Here is a 14,099-nt window from a genome sequence, read left to right on the forward strand (position 1 = left end):
TGGTTCTCAGCGCGGCGAGTTCCAATCTCGAGCGCATTGGCCCCCGACTGCAGTTTTCAGTCGAAGGACACCAGCGACTTGTTGAGCGCCTGCATAGTTTCTGGGACCAGCTTCAAGAGCGGTACTGTGCAATTGTTCTTTCATCGCCGCAAAGATGACTCGCCCGTTGAGAGTTATTTTTCTGGACTATGACGGCGTTTTGCATCCAGTGTCTGCACTTGCTCGGTTCGCTATGCGCATGTCGCGCGACGATGCAATCCGTCAAGGCAGGCTATTCAGATGGACCTGGGTGCTTGAAGAAATTCTCCATGAAACAGATGTCCGAATCGTTGTTCATAGCTCCTGGCGTTGTCTTCTCAGTACAGCGGAAATGCTCGAGTATCTGGGCCCGCTTGCCGTGAGATACAGCGGTGCAACGAACGCAGAGATGCTCCGCTGGGAGGGCATCCAGCGCACTGTAAATCAGCTCGGTTTGGGCGACGAGCAGTGGCTTGTCTTGGATGACCACGCGAGCCAATTTCCAGACCCGCCGCCGCGACAACTCGTACTTTGCAATCCCGAGAATGGCATATGGGACCAGCAAGTTCGCGAGCGTGTGCGCGCCTGGGTCACTGGCAATACAGCGAGAAATAAGTGGAGTGATGATGACGTATGACGACCAGGCGGCGAGCGATGAACGTGACAGCGTAGAAAGCGCTACCCGCAAAGGGCGCGACGTCGTCGGGCTCTGGTCCATTTTCCAGGGCGAGCTGCCGGCACGCATCCACATACTTTCCGACATCCATTTAGATGGCGGTCCGTACGAAATACCCGCCGACTTGGATTTCGACCTCCTGATTGCCGCAGGCGACATCGGTCCACTCGAGCTTGCTATTCCGTGGCTTGCAGGTATTGGCAGGCCTGTTGTGTACGTCCTTGGCAATCACGAGTATTACGGGCAGGACCTACATGGAGCCGTGCTTAAGGCTAAAGCAATGGCCGTGGGCACCCGTGTTCATGTGCTGGAGAGGGACTCGGTCGTTGTTCATGGCGTGCGCTTCATCGGTGGAACACTCTGGACTGATTTCGGTGACTGGTCACAATCGCTCGTGCAAACGGCCTCAGCGCTCATGCGTGATTATCGGGAAATCCGCGTGACGCCGTCGGGCGAAGAAGAGTCAACCGCCACGTCGGTGAAGCGCGCTGTGTCACACATGGCGGAAAGGCGGGGCCGCATGCTTCGGCCGCGCGACGTCTATGAGGTACATCGCGATACGCTGGCATACTTCAGTAGTGAGCTGTCGAAAGCGGACGACTTGCCAACGATTGTAGTGACCCACCATGGTCCCAGCTACGCTTGCTTGAAGGCGGACGGCGTCCTTTCCGAACTCATCCACGGTCGAGATTGGTGGCGTTTGCAGACTCATCCTTCCATGGTAAAAGTTGCCGCATACGCGAGCGCTCTTGAGCCGTACCTTGCCCGCCAAAGGGGAAGGCTTGCTGGCTGGGTGCACGGCCACATTCACACACGCTCCGACTTAATTATCGAGGGGGTGCGAGTGATATCGAATCCGCGCGGCTATCCGCTTGGTCCAATGAGCAAGGAGCGTGTGGAGCAGGCGCGCTGGTACGGAATCCGCTACAGCGCTGACGAACTTGAGAGGGGGAACAGGCGTTACGATGAGGACCCCTATGCCGGCGACGGAATAGACTTTGAGCGCCATTTTGTCTTCAACGTGGCGGAAGGATTTGGGCCTCCCCTAGCCGAGCTCGCTGCTGGAGCTACAAAGAAGATAGTGCCGCTCATTCGGCAATGCGAAGAACTGCGCGCATACCTTAATCACTGTGACCCCGTGCTGCGCAATGCGGTGCGTCGGACGTTTTCGGAAGACGTCGAGCGGGCGGAGATGATTGTGCACAACATGCGTGTCGGAGCGCCGGTTGTATTCCAAGCGCTCGAGAACCGCCCGTTACCAGAGGGAATCAAGGTTCCGATGCATCTCCCGTTGCTCCGCTCATACGAAGGTATGCACGCGGAGCCGGGCGTCGTGTCGCTTTACGATAGGGCGATAGTGCAAATGGCAGAATGGAGCGCGTGGCTAACTCGCCTGCCTAACATTCGCACCGAGCTCTGGATACATTGGCTGCGAACTGCCGTGCTGGTGCTGGAATGGCTCGGGCAGCAGGGCATCGAGGGCAAGGTCTTATCTCCCACCTGGCGGAGTGCGTTCGACTACAGCATGGCAACTCGAATGATGGTTGCCCTCGGAAAGGAGCCGGTCGGCTTCCCAGGATACAGAGAATTGGACTCGCTTTTGGAGAGGCAAGGAAGCAAAGGGTTCGAGCCAATTTTCAATGATATGAGCGAGGATTTCAGTCCGGACGAAATTATGAGACTGATGACAAAGGGCGACCTCGAAGATGCGCTCCGCTACTTTGATGATGAGCAGTAGAATTGGACGTCCGGCTGACGGCTCATCGCAGCCGCCGGTACTCTTTTTGGACTTCGACGGAGTTCTGCACCCAGTCGGCGAGCCTGCTATTGACGAGAACTTCCAGCTTATTGACAACGAGGCCTTATTTGTCTGGTTGCCGATACTCGAGTCCTTGCTTGTCCCGTTCCCGGATGTGCGTATTGTGGTCAGTTCAGACTGGCGGCGCCTCTTCGACGACCAGTGTCTGATTCGGCTATTGGGTCCGCTCGGGAGCCGCTTCGCTGGCGTGGTTGAAACCTACGGGGCATCCCGCTCAGAGGAAATCTTGGGGGAAGTCCAACGGCGACTGTTAGCAAGATGGATTGCACTGGACGACCATCCTAGCGTCACAGTTGGTAGCAGAACGGATGTTAGATTCATAGCATGTGCGTCGGATGGGGGAATCAGTGACCAGAAGACACAGCGACGACTTGAGCGGATGCTGAATAGCCTATAGGTAACGATGGCAACTCATCAATAGCTGTGCCTTTTTGATGGTGGGATTGACTAATGGTGCTCTACGGCTGCTGGCTCTTCCAGATTGTGTGTTGAGTACGTAGTCCATCCTCGGCCGCTTGGAGCTCTGCATCGAAGTCCGGTATGGCTCCTCTTCTTTCGACCAGCTCGCTAGCCTCACGGACAATCTCCCAGGCGAGATAGTCATGGAACGGATTCAAGCCAATGACATTGCCAAGTGTAGAGTCGGTTGGCTCCGGCGCCTTCAGTACCAATGCAAGCTTTGTGACTGCGGTTTCCATACTCCAGTTCGACGAGTGAAGCAGGAGCGAGCAAAACGCGAGCAGTAACTGAGGGGCTCCACGGAAGCGGAACGCGGCAACGTCACCGTCGCTGTATTTCAGATGTCGACAGTTCTTCGCGAGGAGCGCGCATAGTTTCAGCGTTTTATCGTACGGCACTTTTAGGCAGGATGGATTGAGAACTTCACGGCCCTGGTAGCGCTCAATCAAACTCTTAGCACGAGGTATCGCGTCTAGAAGCGTCCGAGCGGTACCCCTCCGCAGTCCCGCCGCGTCGCGCGCCAAGGTAATACGCGCGGCGAGAGCCCAGTCAAAGTCGGGAAGGTCCCCTTGACTGGGATGGAACGGTATGAAGTCGGGGTAGAGAATCATTCGCTCGAGCTTTGCCAGATATTCCACGGCTTCAACGGTGCCGGTAACGGTGAACAGGTTCTCTACCTTCGTCTCAAAATACCATTGGCGCATCGAGCGAATAGTCGCCTGAGAGAAGTGACTCTGCTCAATTCCAATGCATACAAGGCGTCGAATGAAGCGGGTTTCACCACTGCGCTCAGAGCTGAGGTCGACCAAGCTCTCCTTGTCTTCCTTCAGCAGATTCCCAGGGCTGAAGTCGCAGAGCGGATGGTGAGCATCTCGGCCGTCTGGTGCTGTGAACCGGAAATGCGCTTGCCGAAGGGGTGAGGTGGCCCGCTTGGAGGTCGCACCACTCACTATCTGTGTCTCTCCGGCGCCACATGATGGGCACCGGATATCTTGACGAATATGCTCCCGCCAGGTGGCCGGCAGCCAACCTAAGTCTTGTGCGTGCGGCAGGGCGGAGCCGCTGTTCATCAAAATGAGCAATTGCTCCACATCCAGCTCTTTCGCGAATCGGCTTGAATAGGCGGTCTTTGACATACGTCTAAAAAAGTTGGTTGCTGCTGTTGTGAGCGGTTCGCGGTTCCGGGGAAGGCGCAGCGGACTCCTTCCAGCTGATTCCATCCTGCGAAAAGGAGTGCGACACTGCTTCAATACGGATGAGTTGCATCTCCGAGCACAGCAAGCGCAATGTGGGCTGCTCCGGCGCAGGTTCCGATAGACAAGGAACCTCTTCCAAGGATTTATCTAAAAAGTCGAACGCGTCTTCTATCGTCGCAGGCTCATAACTCGCTTTGAGCTGTAGTTGACCGGTTTCCCAATCTGTCTGAGCACTTACGTCGCGACGCTGGCCTACAGGCAAGGGAACCAGCGTGCTTGCATGCTGGAAGAGTACGAAATTTCTCGTTGAGCCGCCGGCTTGTGTGGATGCATACACCACGCCGTCAAATGCTGGAGAGCATCGTGTTCCCAGATACTCGGCGACCATTTGGGTCGGAAGATATCGAGTCGATTCTTCGCTAGGTAAGGTCGGTTGCTGCAATCTATAGCTCAAATCTCGTAGTAACGCCGCGCGCTGATGCTTCTTCACGAAATCGGGGTCGAAGTGGGATAGAGTTTCGGCCTGGGCATCCAACAGAGCGGGGAGGTCAAGGAGACGAAGGTCCCTCACAATCTCGAATGGCGATGCTACAGCGAAACTTCCCGCAGGGGCACGAACCTCAGCGATGCACGTCGCGATGTCCTCCGCACCGTAGAATACGGATATGCCCGAGGCATTCATTCGGCCCGAGGTCGCGTACCGGGACGGTGGCGGCCCAAGTTCCTGCTCTGGATTCGTGACAAATAGCTCGGCTTGATTTCTATCAGCCGCGAGCCTTACGCGCCAAAGCTTCATCGGTTCGGTTGACGGACCTATGAGCCGAATGACTGACTGACCCGAAGTGCTGGCGACCTTATCTATGCCAGCGAACAAGTCATGAAGCCATTCCTCGACCGCGGGGTTGAAGTATCTAGAGCGGGTGCGTAGGCTTTTTTCAACGGCATCCCATCCGGTGCTTGAATAGTCACGCAGTGGATTCAGTCTGTAGCGAAGGTCATCATCCAATGGGTCTTCCCCTCCGTCACGAGGGTCCCACCACCAGACCTCTCGAAGTGAGGACAGTAGGAGTTCGGCAGCTTTGTCGTCATCGCACTTCGTTATCCTGGCAACAAGCTCGACGTTGGTCATCCCCGAAGGGGACACTATTCGCCCCATCGAATACTCGGGGAGTGCACATTCAAAGTGACTCTCGATTATCGGTTGAATCAGGTGAGCATACTGGCGCGAAGACAGTGCCTTGGCGGTGCGAGCGCAGACGGCGCAGACCTCACGGCTTCCGCGCTTTCGGACTACATTTTGCAACAACTCGTCGTTGAAGCAGTTCACGCAGATTGGTACGTCGTTATCATCCCGTTCCATAGGACACTCGGTTGAAGTCGGCATGCGCATACGATGGCGCGAGGGGCTCAGACTAGGGGCTCATACACCCACGAGTCGAACGGGCCATCCTCTGAACGAGGAAGGGGATTGGCAGTGGTAGTCTTGATGAGTGTAGGCATCGCAAGGCTTCCCCCGAATACCATCGCGTGCTGTCTTGGCAATCCTGCGATTCTACGGACATCGCGCCGGTCTGCCCACTCGGAGGCAGCTTGGATTGCGTTTAAGTCCTTCTCGGACGTCAAGCGAAACGTCACCCAGTTGTTACATTGGGATAATACGGTAGGTGATATCTCCGAAGGTCTCTGCGTACTGAGCCAAAGTGCCAGCCCAAACTTCCGTCCCTCCTTTGCCAAGCGCTCGTAGGCAAGCGAGTTTTCTGCTGCTTCTTCTCCACTGCCAATCTGGCGCAAGTAGTGGTGCGCTTCTTCAAGAACGAGAAGTGTGGGAATCTTATTCTCTTGCCCGCGCTTGAATAGCTCGTGCGCATATAATTCAAGAAGAGAGCCCATCACGAACGGCATCAGGTCGTGGGTGACCCGGCGGAGGTCAACAACGTGGGCGCGCCAAGTGGACATAGAGTCCCCGAAGATGTCAGCTACGAGTTGCGACGATTCTCGTTGCCAATTGAGGCCAGGTTGTCGCGGCGCTCCACCTCGAACATCGACCACGTCTGTGAACATTTCGTCGTCTATGAAGCGGCGAATTCGGGTGACGAGAGGAGATACGTTAGAGAAGAAGAAGGCATCTCTTTTGTATCCAGTCCTCTGGTCCGGGGTGATTGCGTGACTTTCTGCAACCAAAGCACAGAGCGCTTCCATACCCGGCCAAGCGGTCGAAGCTGGTACAGCATTGCTTCGGAGCTGACCTATCCGAGCAAAGGCGTCCGGAGCGCCGTCGGTTCTGCAGTCGTCGAAGAGGAATGCCCTAGTGTCGGTAGAGAGGCCAACACCGCCGGCAAATGATTGGACTTGATGCAGGTGCTGGAGGCTAAAGGCAAGTGCTGGCCGCTGCGTCTTTTCGCTTGGCATCAGGAGGCGGCTTAGTCCGTACCTCCCCAAGGCGTAATATGGGATGCGGTAGGCGTTCTGTTCGGCTCCTCCGATTCGAGTTACCTTTACCGTGCCCGGTGCCAGTCCTTGCAACCTCAATGCATCCTCGTATTCCCCATTTACGTCGAAGATTACGATGCGCGATGCCGGGAACTTGATGACCTGCTGCAAGACAGCTGCTGTGAAGCAGCTTTTCCCCTGGCCGGAACTTCCAAGGACGGCTACGTGCCGAGATACCAAGCTTTCTAGGCCGACATGCAATTCGCCGCCGCCTCGTAAATCAGTTCCAAGCGTCACCGGCGCAGCGAGATGGCCCTTGCTACCGAGAACGGTCGCCAGTTCCGCTCCCGCTAAGGGGAACGCTTCGGCCCCCAATTGTGGAGTCGCCAGCGAATCCGGTTCGAACGTCAGGCCGCTATCTCGTCGAACTAGACGGCCGACCACAACCCCACGCAGATGGCGCAATGGCTCAAGTTGATGGGTGCTGGAGCCAACGCCAGCGCGATGGGCCTCTTTTGGTTCGGCAAAACTCAACGCCAAGACTTTTACTATTAGCGCTTGCGGACCATTGCTGACGCAAAGCAGGCTTCCGACCTCCGTTACCGAGGAGACGCCATAAGCGTGGGCTGCGAACTGGCCACGGTGTAAGTCGAGAAGATTAAGTGTGATATCGGCACCATCTACCTCCACCACATAGCCAACCGGAAGCCGGCCGTTCATGATTGTGCTCCCGGCAGAGGGTAAGGTGGCTCCTGCAATGGCGGTGCTAGGGGTGCCCGTGGTACTGGTGGTACTGGTGGAAAAGGCGGTACTGGTGGAAACGGTGGTACTGGGATGGCTGCCGCCGGCCTTTGAAGTGCTTCTTTCAGCTTTCGCAAATCTTCATCGTAGAGTGCCGGGTCGGGAAGATGTTGCGCGAGCTTGTCGAGAAAGGCTTCTGGCCCGCCGCCGACAACAGTTACCCGAGGATTCTTAAGAGCCAGGAGCTGGCGAACTGCAGCAGGAACACGGACGTCCAGTGAATTGCCGTCGAACTCGGGTGAGTAAATCACTAGCTGCAGCGTTGGGTTCAGCAGCGCCGACCGCATTAGTCGGTTAATGTGGGCGTCGCCAAAGCCGTAGCCATTAACGAGGAGACAAGTTTGTGGTCTAGCGAGAAACTCGGAGAATCGTCTTAACAGTTCACCAAGGACGTATCCGATGGTTTGGAGGTATTTAGCGGCTCGCGGGAGAACCATGAAGCCAAGCTCTGTCTGCCACGGCTGTGTCAGGAAAGCATTCAGCCGACCCCACGCGTGCGGAGCTGGAATCTCGAACAACTCGTCGCCTTGCTCTTGCCAAGTGAGGGAGCCGTGCAACTTGGCAAGATAAATGTTGTAGGTTCCGAAGCGGGCTTCACCACGTGCTTGTACGTTCCGATAGCCTAGGTCGAAGCTTTGAGGGGAAAATCGTCGGCTGTGAACGCCGAGAAAGCCATTGCTCACCTGCAGTTCTATTGACTCGGCAGCCCATTCGACTGCTAGGTCATAGTTTGTCGTAAAGACCCAAGGAGCTCCTTGGCCGGGTTGGCGGGCCGCGGCGAGTTTTTGAAGTATGGTCCGGTGATGCTGCAGAAGGCCTTCATCGTTCTGTGCTCCTGACGGGCCTTCCCACCATTCCTGCCTCAGAATCGCCGCCTTAACAACCGCCCTGAACAAGTCTGCTCTTGCACTCAGCAGTCGTGGTAGGTTTGCATCTGCTACCCGAGTCCATTCGGAGAGTGCTATCTCCAACGTGTCGATGAGAGTCTCGATGTTCGGAGTCACTCGCAGTTGGGGCGCTGCGAGGTTCGCTGGACCAATGAATCGGAGGTCGGCGAGCGTGTTGGCGGAAGCTTGAAACTCGGAAACGAAGGTGTCCCAGAGGCCGTACATAGTCCGGCCACCCGCCGAGCAAGAAGCCCCTGAGCCAAGCAGAAGGCCGACGTTCTCTAACCTGAGTAAGGAAGCCAAGTGCGCGCATAGTTCATTGGAGTCGGAAAGGGGAGTGCCACCGCGGTTGGCGACAAAGGGCATCTAACGCTCCTAGAATGGCTCGGTCTGAGCATTTAGCAGTGGAAATTATAGGATGCTAGCTTTCGCTTGACTCACGTTTCCGACTTTTTGCGCTGCCTTGATGTTCTTTGCTTTGGGGCTAGCGACGGCGTCACAATGGCGGACGGCACCGGGCGCATTGCCTAGTTATTCCATCCATGTTCGGCCTTCTTCTCACGCCCCGGAAGACGCAAGGTCATGCGTGGGCGAGCGCACATATTACGCTGAAGAAAGAATCAAGTGACACGAATTGACGTACATCTGGGAGGCGCGCGGCAGGATGGGACTTCGGCACGATGCGAACAGATTGCGATGACTCGATTGATATCCGGCTACGACCATGCTGTTGGATGCTCTGTCGACCTGTGGACTGGCGAGTTCCAGGTTTCCTAGGCAGCGCTGGGTGGGGGCGGGAAGCTCAAAGCGCTCCCCTGCGGTCGCATAAGCCTTTCTGCAGGCGTCGCGATTCGTAAGCACGTTGTACCGGTCAGAATGCCACTTCGGTTGAGTTACCATCGCCGCGTTCCCTTTATGGTTGGCTCCTTGGACGCCAACTCCAACGAGTCCACCATCTCAAGAGCGACCCTGCCTGTCTCCTTGCTCACACGGCTTACGAGAATCGGCATAGATAGCTCCAATGGCTGTGATAGATTCGCAGCGTGAACTTGGCAGAGTAGTCGCGCGCTGGATTTCTCGCCATCCGGTGGATTGGGGATGAAGAGCTCGCAGTCAAATACTCCCGCCTTGTGCTGATGCCGAAACTCTTCGCATTCATACACGATGGTAGTGAGTTCCCCATCGCGGGCATGCGCGTAGAAGGCGTTTCGGTCTTGGCTTCTATGAAAGATATCTGGAAAGACTGGAGTATCAAAACGAGGTGAAGCAAGCGTCGACCCAATAGACGCGAAGTCTGTGAAGGAGCTCCTAAACTCGTATTCTGGAGGAGCAGGGGCCTTCGGCAGGCTAACGTCGAAACGCATAACGCCTGCTGAATCCGCGCTACCATTCGCGGTGATAATGGTGGCCGCACCATCGACGAATAATCGGACCAAGACCTTCTCCGCGGGCCGCTCCCCTTGATTGCTAACCTCAATTCGGATGCGGAGTACGCTTGCATTTGCCTCAAGGTCCGTATGTAGACGCTCAAGCTTCGCATGCAGTGCGGCAACCCACTCCGGATATGCGGAGTTCCCGTACGCCTCTATTTCATTCGCAGACGGCGGCACCCACTGGCCGCCGAGGCGCGCTATATTAAACCCTGCTGCCCCGTTATGCCGTGGTGGGGCCGTCGGAACTTTAAGCGGGAAGCGCCCCTTCGCTCTTGCTACGAGGAATTCAATCTGCTCTTGCCGCATGGCATCGTACACGTCACCGAGAAACTCGATACGTTGCTCCAACTGCTGGCCGCCCCCGTCGAACAGCTTCACCGAAAGTGCTGGGCGGTTTCCCTCCAGTCGTTCCACGCGGCTCCGAAGCTCTTTCAGCTCTTTGCCACGTGAGTCTGGTTCTTCCGGCAGACGCCATTCATCCGGCAACTCGACAAATCGCACATCAAATTGCTTTGCGACCCCGCAGAGAAAAGTATCCGCAGTCGCAAGAATCGGCACCTCCTCTAACCCATCCTCAATTGCACGCAATATTTCCGCAATAATTCGCTGGTCAGGGGCATTAAGGTCGAGCTCAGGATACTTTTCCGAGTCAAGACGCCTTAGACGCATGAGCTTGACGCGAACATCGCTGGTTCCATCAAGGAGTACACTTTCCTCACTGGAGTGCACTAACTGCCTAAAAAGAGGAATGGTCTTACGCGCCCTAGTTGAACGACGTGAGTTCCCATCCGCCTTGTGCCTTTCCAATTCCCTTTGGACTGTTAGTGGAATCAATAAATTGACCCGGCCCTTACCAACGAGCTCGGTCCAAGGTAACTCTCGCAAGTCTCGGTACTGAAGGAATACGTTGGTATCAAGTATGACAATTGGCATGGCAATATGTCGTAGAACTTGCAGCGCACCGTGGCCGCCGTTGTTTGGCTAAAGTGGTGCCCTAGCGACGGGCCACAAAGAGGAAGATGACGAAAGCGATAATCACCCAGACCCACCAAGCCAATCCACCATTTTTTGCGCTCTTACCGGAGTGTTGGTGCTTCGATTGGCTACCATAGCCCCCGAAGGAACTTGGTGTATTTGAATTCGCAGTCCTATGCGTCGGAGAGGGAGAATTATGGGAGGGGCTTGGAGCTGCAGTTGCGCTGCCTCCGGTCGACTTGGCTCTCATCTGGTTCAAGAGTTGCTGGTTCGCCGAGCCGCTTTGTATTGTCGTTGATGCCGTCACGCGTGGCGGAGGTGTACCCTGGGCATCGCGCATGCGTTCAAACATAGCCCCATTTGTTGCACGTGCCCCACCTCCCACGTCTATTGCCGCCCCCCCGTCTGCGCGAATGGGCCCCTTTCCTAGCCGGTACTTAGCCTCCGGTTCACCAATCGATTGGATTTGATGGGCTGTCGAGATTGTAATGCCAACATGCTCGTACTTGAGCTTCTTGTTTACGTACACCGGGTCAACCATCCCCTTGACGCTAACCCATCGGCCGACCCACGAAGCATCGGGCTTTACTGCCATCTTGGCGAGCGCGTCGCTCCAAATTGAGAGCTTCGCAGTACGGCCCCGCCAATCTGCGAAATTAATAAAAATGTACGGTTTCTTTCCGTGCTTGGTCAGCCCTGGCGTAACTTCGACGATGCACCCTACCAACTCGACCATCTGGCCGACATGGCGAGTGAATACGTCAAAACTTGTTGCATCGAGTACAGGATAGGGCCCAATGTAGGGAGTGCTATCGCGCGATTGAACCCGACCCGCATCGATGACAACAATCTGCTGAGGAACACTCCGTCCAGCGAGAAAATCGGAAAGAGTGGGAACCTCCGCGTAGCCCGCTCGGCAGACAGCTGAAAAATTGCGTGCATCGCGCTCCAACCCTGGGAGGCGCGATACGGCGTCAAAAGCCAATGAACTGCTTGGAGCGGCATAGTCATTTGCTCGGAAGACGACCGCGTCGGCTTCGCTTTGCGTCCGCGACCAGAGAGTCGGGTCTGCTCGCAATGCCCGAAGGGCGAGATTGAGTTGGATGAATGAAAACCGGTCCAACTTCGCGTCAAACTGCTGGTTCGTACGCGCTGGATGCTGAAAATTGCGGTGACCAAGTTCAGAAGCACCCAACCGGGCTACCTCTGGAACATACATTCCGTCGTAGTCGATTAACTGGACACGCTTCCCGTCTGGGGAAACCATCAGATTGCCCGACTGAATATCTCCGTGTGCGATACCATGTTGTTCCAGATAGACAGCCAGTGCCTGAAGCGAACTCTCCAAGGCTCCGATTCTGGCGGCATCGCTATAGTTGGACTCGAGAAACTCTCCAAGAGTCTCCCCAGACGCCCACTCCATTCGAATCAGGGGATGGACATTGCCAAGCACACGTACGCCTTGCGGCTGATAGGCGAAATCAAGAAAATACAGTGATTTCTGCGCTCTCAGCCTTCGCGAGATTGCCTCGTAACGTCGCTCAAGGCCCTTGGCCTCCTTGTGGAAACAACGAACCGCAAATTGCCGGTTCTGCGCTTTCACCTTATATGTGAGTGCGAAGCCGCCACTGATTACGAGCGGAAGGCCCAGCCCAGTTGACTGGATAGAACCCGCTGCGAGCTCTGGGTCAGTAAACGCTACTCGTGGGTGTTGAAGCGCCTCTTGATATTGCTCAAGCGTAGGATATGCCATATTTCAGACTACCTTTGCACCAACGGTAAGCCGAACTAGGGTCGTATCATCGAGCCGAATAGCATAGGTAGCGCGCAAGGCTAGCACGAGTCTTTCGAACTCGTTGAGTTCTTGCACTTCCAACAGAGCTCGCAGCATTCGCCCCGAACTTTTCATATCGCGAAGTAGACACTGTCCTAGCGCATCTGTCAGAAGCAGAACCTTGGCACCAGGGATGAACGGCCAAGTAGCCGTGTGATTCTTATAGAAGAGCGGCTGACCCACAAATGCATTGGCCTCTCCCCTTGTGGATAGTAGCTCCGGCCGAGCATCAAATTGTTCGGGTTGTGTGAAAGGGAAGCTATCCGAAATCCTGCCTTCAACGCAGTGTACAGCCAAGCAATCGCCTATGCTAAACACGTCTAGCTCGTTCGAGTCCGACCGGCAGGCGAGTGTCAGAAGCGTCGCAAAGCTCCCCCTATCAAACGCAGCTTGTTGCGACCAAGACAAGCTATCAAAGTCGAAACGGTCACGATATAAGTCGACGGCACTTTCAACCCAATCCGGGGTGAACTCAGGGGCAGCCACGTAGCGACTTGTGAGAAGCCGCGCCCACGTCTGGGAATCGTATGACTCTGAAGCGCCGTCGGAAAGTGCAAAGTGCCCAGTCTCTTCGTCAGCGAAAAAGCAGTCTTCATTCAGTTCCGGGTGGCCAAGCTCTTTTGGAACAGACGCCACAAAGTCGATGCTGAGCATCTCCGCACGTCCTCTAGCGCAACTGGGATGCCCGAGTGCCGATGTCAAAGAAGTCGACAATCTCCGCGGCCTCGGCATTGAACATAAAGCCGCGGGATTCGAAAGATGCGCTCAGCCCCTTGTCCTGCGCGAATCGGACAAGGTGTTCCGGCAATCCACTCGACATCCTATACAAGAGCTTTGCATATTGGTCCGGTAGCCCGGCCTCCGAAGGAGGGAACGCAATAGGATTACCTGGTCGAGAGCTAACATGCAGATTCAAAAACAACACATTTCCATCGTTGGTTTGGAACTGTCGGAGGGTGTCTGCCAATGCCTCCGGGTCTCCATCTGTCGACTCACCGTCCGTCACATGGAGAACGGTAGGTGGATAGCTATCCGGGTGCTCATCGCACCAGGCCGCAAGCGACTCTGCTGCTGTAGTAATAGCCTGGCACATCGGCGTACCCCCGTTCGCCTGAGCTTCGAACCAGACCGGAAACTTCACCGTCTGCTCAATAATGCCGCCCGCCCCGTCGTCTGTCTTGCGCTTTCTCTCTTCCACACGAAGTGGATTGGCTTCCAGCATCGAGATGGGATTTAGCGTGGTCACTCCCAATGGGCCCTGGAACGCATTCTGTGCGCCCTGAGCCCCGTAGCCAATTACACCAACATGGAAGTAATCTCGCGTCCCCTCCGGCTTCGCACACCGCGTGACCAGATTCATCAGAGTTCGATTGAGCACGTCCGCCACGAACTCAGCTTTTGTTCTCTCGATGCCCGCCATCCTATCTGCCATCGACCCGGACTGGTCGACGAGAAACAGGAAGGCTGTCGGGGTGCTTCGCTGGATGGGAGCTTGATATGCCACGCATTTCTCCGGGTTAAACTCTGACGTTCACGGCGGTAGCCACAAGTTCGTGAGCAAGACCACTATG

The 14,099-nt window shown here is 55.8% G+C and carries 11 protein-coding genes; 3 read left to right on the forward strand and 8 right to left on the reverse strand.

Features of this window, described 5'->3' with window-relative positions:
- Positions 1 to 154: 154 nt before the first annotated feature.
- From AC1DQR_RS04645 to AC1DQR_RS04655, 3 genes are read left to right on the forward strand one after another with little or no spacing between them, the layout of a single operon-like run.
- Positions 155 to 655 carry an HAD domain-containing protein gene (locus AC1DQR_RS04645; RefSeq protein WP_477132602.1) on the forward strand — a complete coding sequence of 167 codons (501 nt, stop codon included), beginning with the start codon at positions 155 to 157 and terminating at the stop codon, positions 653 to 655.
- Positions 642 to 2,432 carry a metallophosphoesterase gene (locus AC1DQR_RS04650; RefSeq protein ID WP_477132603.1) on the forward strand — a complete coding sequence of 597 codons (1,791 nt, stop codon included), beginning with the start codon at positions 642 to 644 and terminating at the stop codon, positions 2,430 to 2,432. The genes AC1DQR_RS04645 and AC1DQR_RS04650 overlap by 14 nt, the downstream gene beginning before the upstream one ends.
- Positions 2,422 to 2,910: an HAD domain-containing protein gene (locus AC1DQR_RS04655; protein ID WP_477132655.1), complete on the forward strand. Its 489-nt coding sequence runs from the start codon at positions 2,422 to 2,424 to the stop codon at positions 2,908 to 2,910. Before AC1DQR_RS04650 ends, AC1DQR_RS04655 begins: the two co-directional genes overlap by 11 nt.
- A 61-nt stretch (positions 2,911 to 2,971) precedes the next feature.
- Here the strand turns inward: AC1DQR_RS04655 and AC1DQR_RS04660 are convergent, their stop codons facing one another.
- The 8 genes from AC1DQR_RS04660 to AC1DQR_RS04695 form a co-directional block, all read right to left on the reverse strand.
- Positions 2,972 to 4,108: a hypothetical protein gene (locus AC1DQR_RS04660; RefSeq protein ID WP_477132604.1), complete on the reverse strand. Its 1,137-nt coding sequence runs from the start codon at positions 4,106 to 4,108 to the stop codon at positions 2,972 to 2,974.
- A gap of 4 nt (positions 4,109 to 4,112) precedes the next feature.
- Entirely contained in the window at positions 4,113 to 5,528 is a 1,416-nt protein-coding gene (locus AC1DQR_RS04665; RefSeq protein ID WP_477132605.1) for an RES family NAD+ phosphorylase, read from the reverse strand.
- A 47-nt stretch (positions 5,529 to 5,575) separates the two neighbouring features.
- Positions 5,576 to 7,318, reverse strand: a complete 1,743-nt coding sequence (herA, locus tag AC1DQR_RS04670) for an anti-phage-associated helicase HerA (RefSeq protein WP_477132606.1) — start codon at positions 7,316 to 7,318, stop codon at positions 5,576 to 5,578.
- Complete coding sequence (locus AC1DQR_RS04675) at positions 7,315 to 8,652, reverse strand: SIR2 family anti-phage-associated protein (protein ID WP_477132607.1); 1,338 nt, start codon at positions 8,650 to 8,652, stop codon at positions 7,315 to 7,317. Before AC1DQR_RS04675 ends, herA begins: the two co-directional genes overlap by 4 nt.
- 527 nt (positions 8,653 to 9,179) lie before the next feature.
- On the reverse strand, positions 9,180 to 10,652 hold the full coding sequence (locus tag AC1DQR_RS04680; protein WP_477132608.1) for a PIN domain-containing protein: 1,473 nt from the start codon (positions 10,650 to 10,652) through the stop codon (positions 9,180 to 9,182).
- A 61-nt stretch (positions 10,653 to 10,713) separates the two neighbouring features.
- Entirely contained in the window at positions 10,714 to 12,297 is a 1,584-nt protein-coding gene (locus tag AC1DQR_RS04685) for a serine/threonine protein kinase (RefSeq protein ID WP_477132609.1), read from the reverse strand.
- 153 nt (positions 12,298 to 12,450) lie between these two features.
- Positions 12,451 to 13,182, reverse strand: a complete 732-nt coding sequence (locus AC1DQR_RS04690; RefSeq protein WP_477132610.1) for a hypothetical protein — start codon at positions 13,180 to 13,182, stop codon at positions 12,451 to 12,453.
- 13 nt (positions 13,183 to 13,195) lie between these two features.
- Complete coding sequence (locus AC1DQR_RS04695) at positions 13,196 to 14,032, reverse strand: vWA domain-containing protein (protein ID WP_477132611.1); 837 nt, start codon at positions 14,030 to 14,032, stop codon at positions 13,196 to 13,198.
- Positions 14,033 to 14,099: the final 67 nt, after the last annotated feature.

The organism is Cupriavidus sp. 05L411, assembly GCF_056398045.1.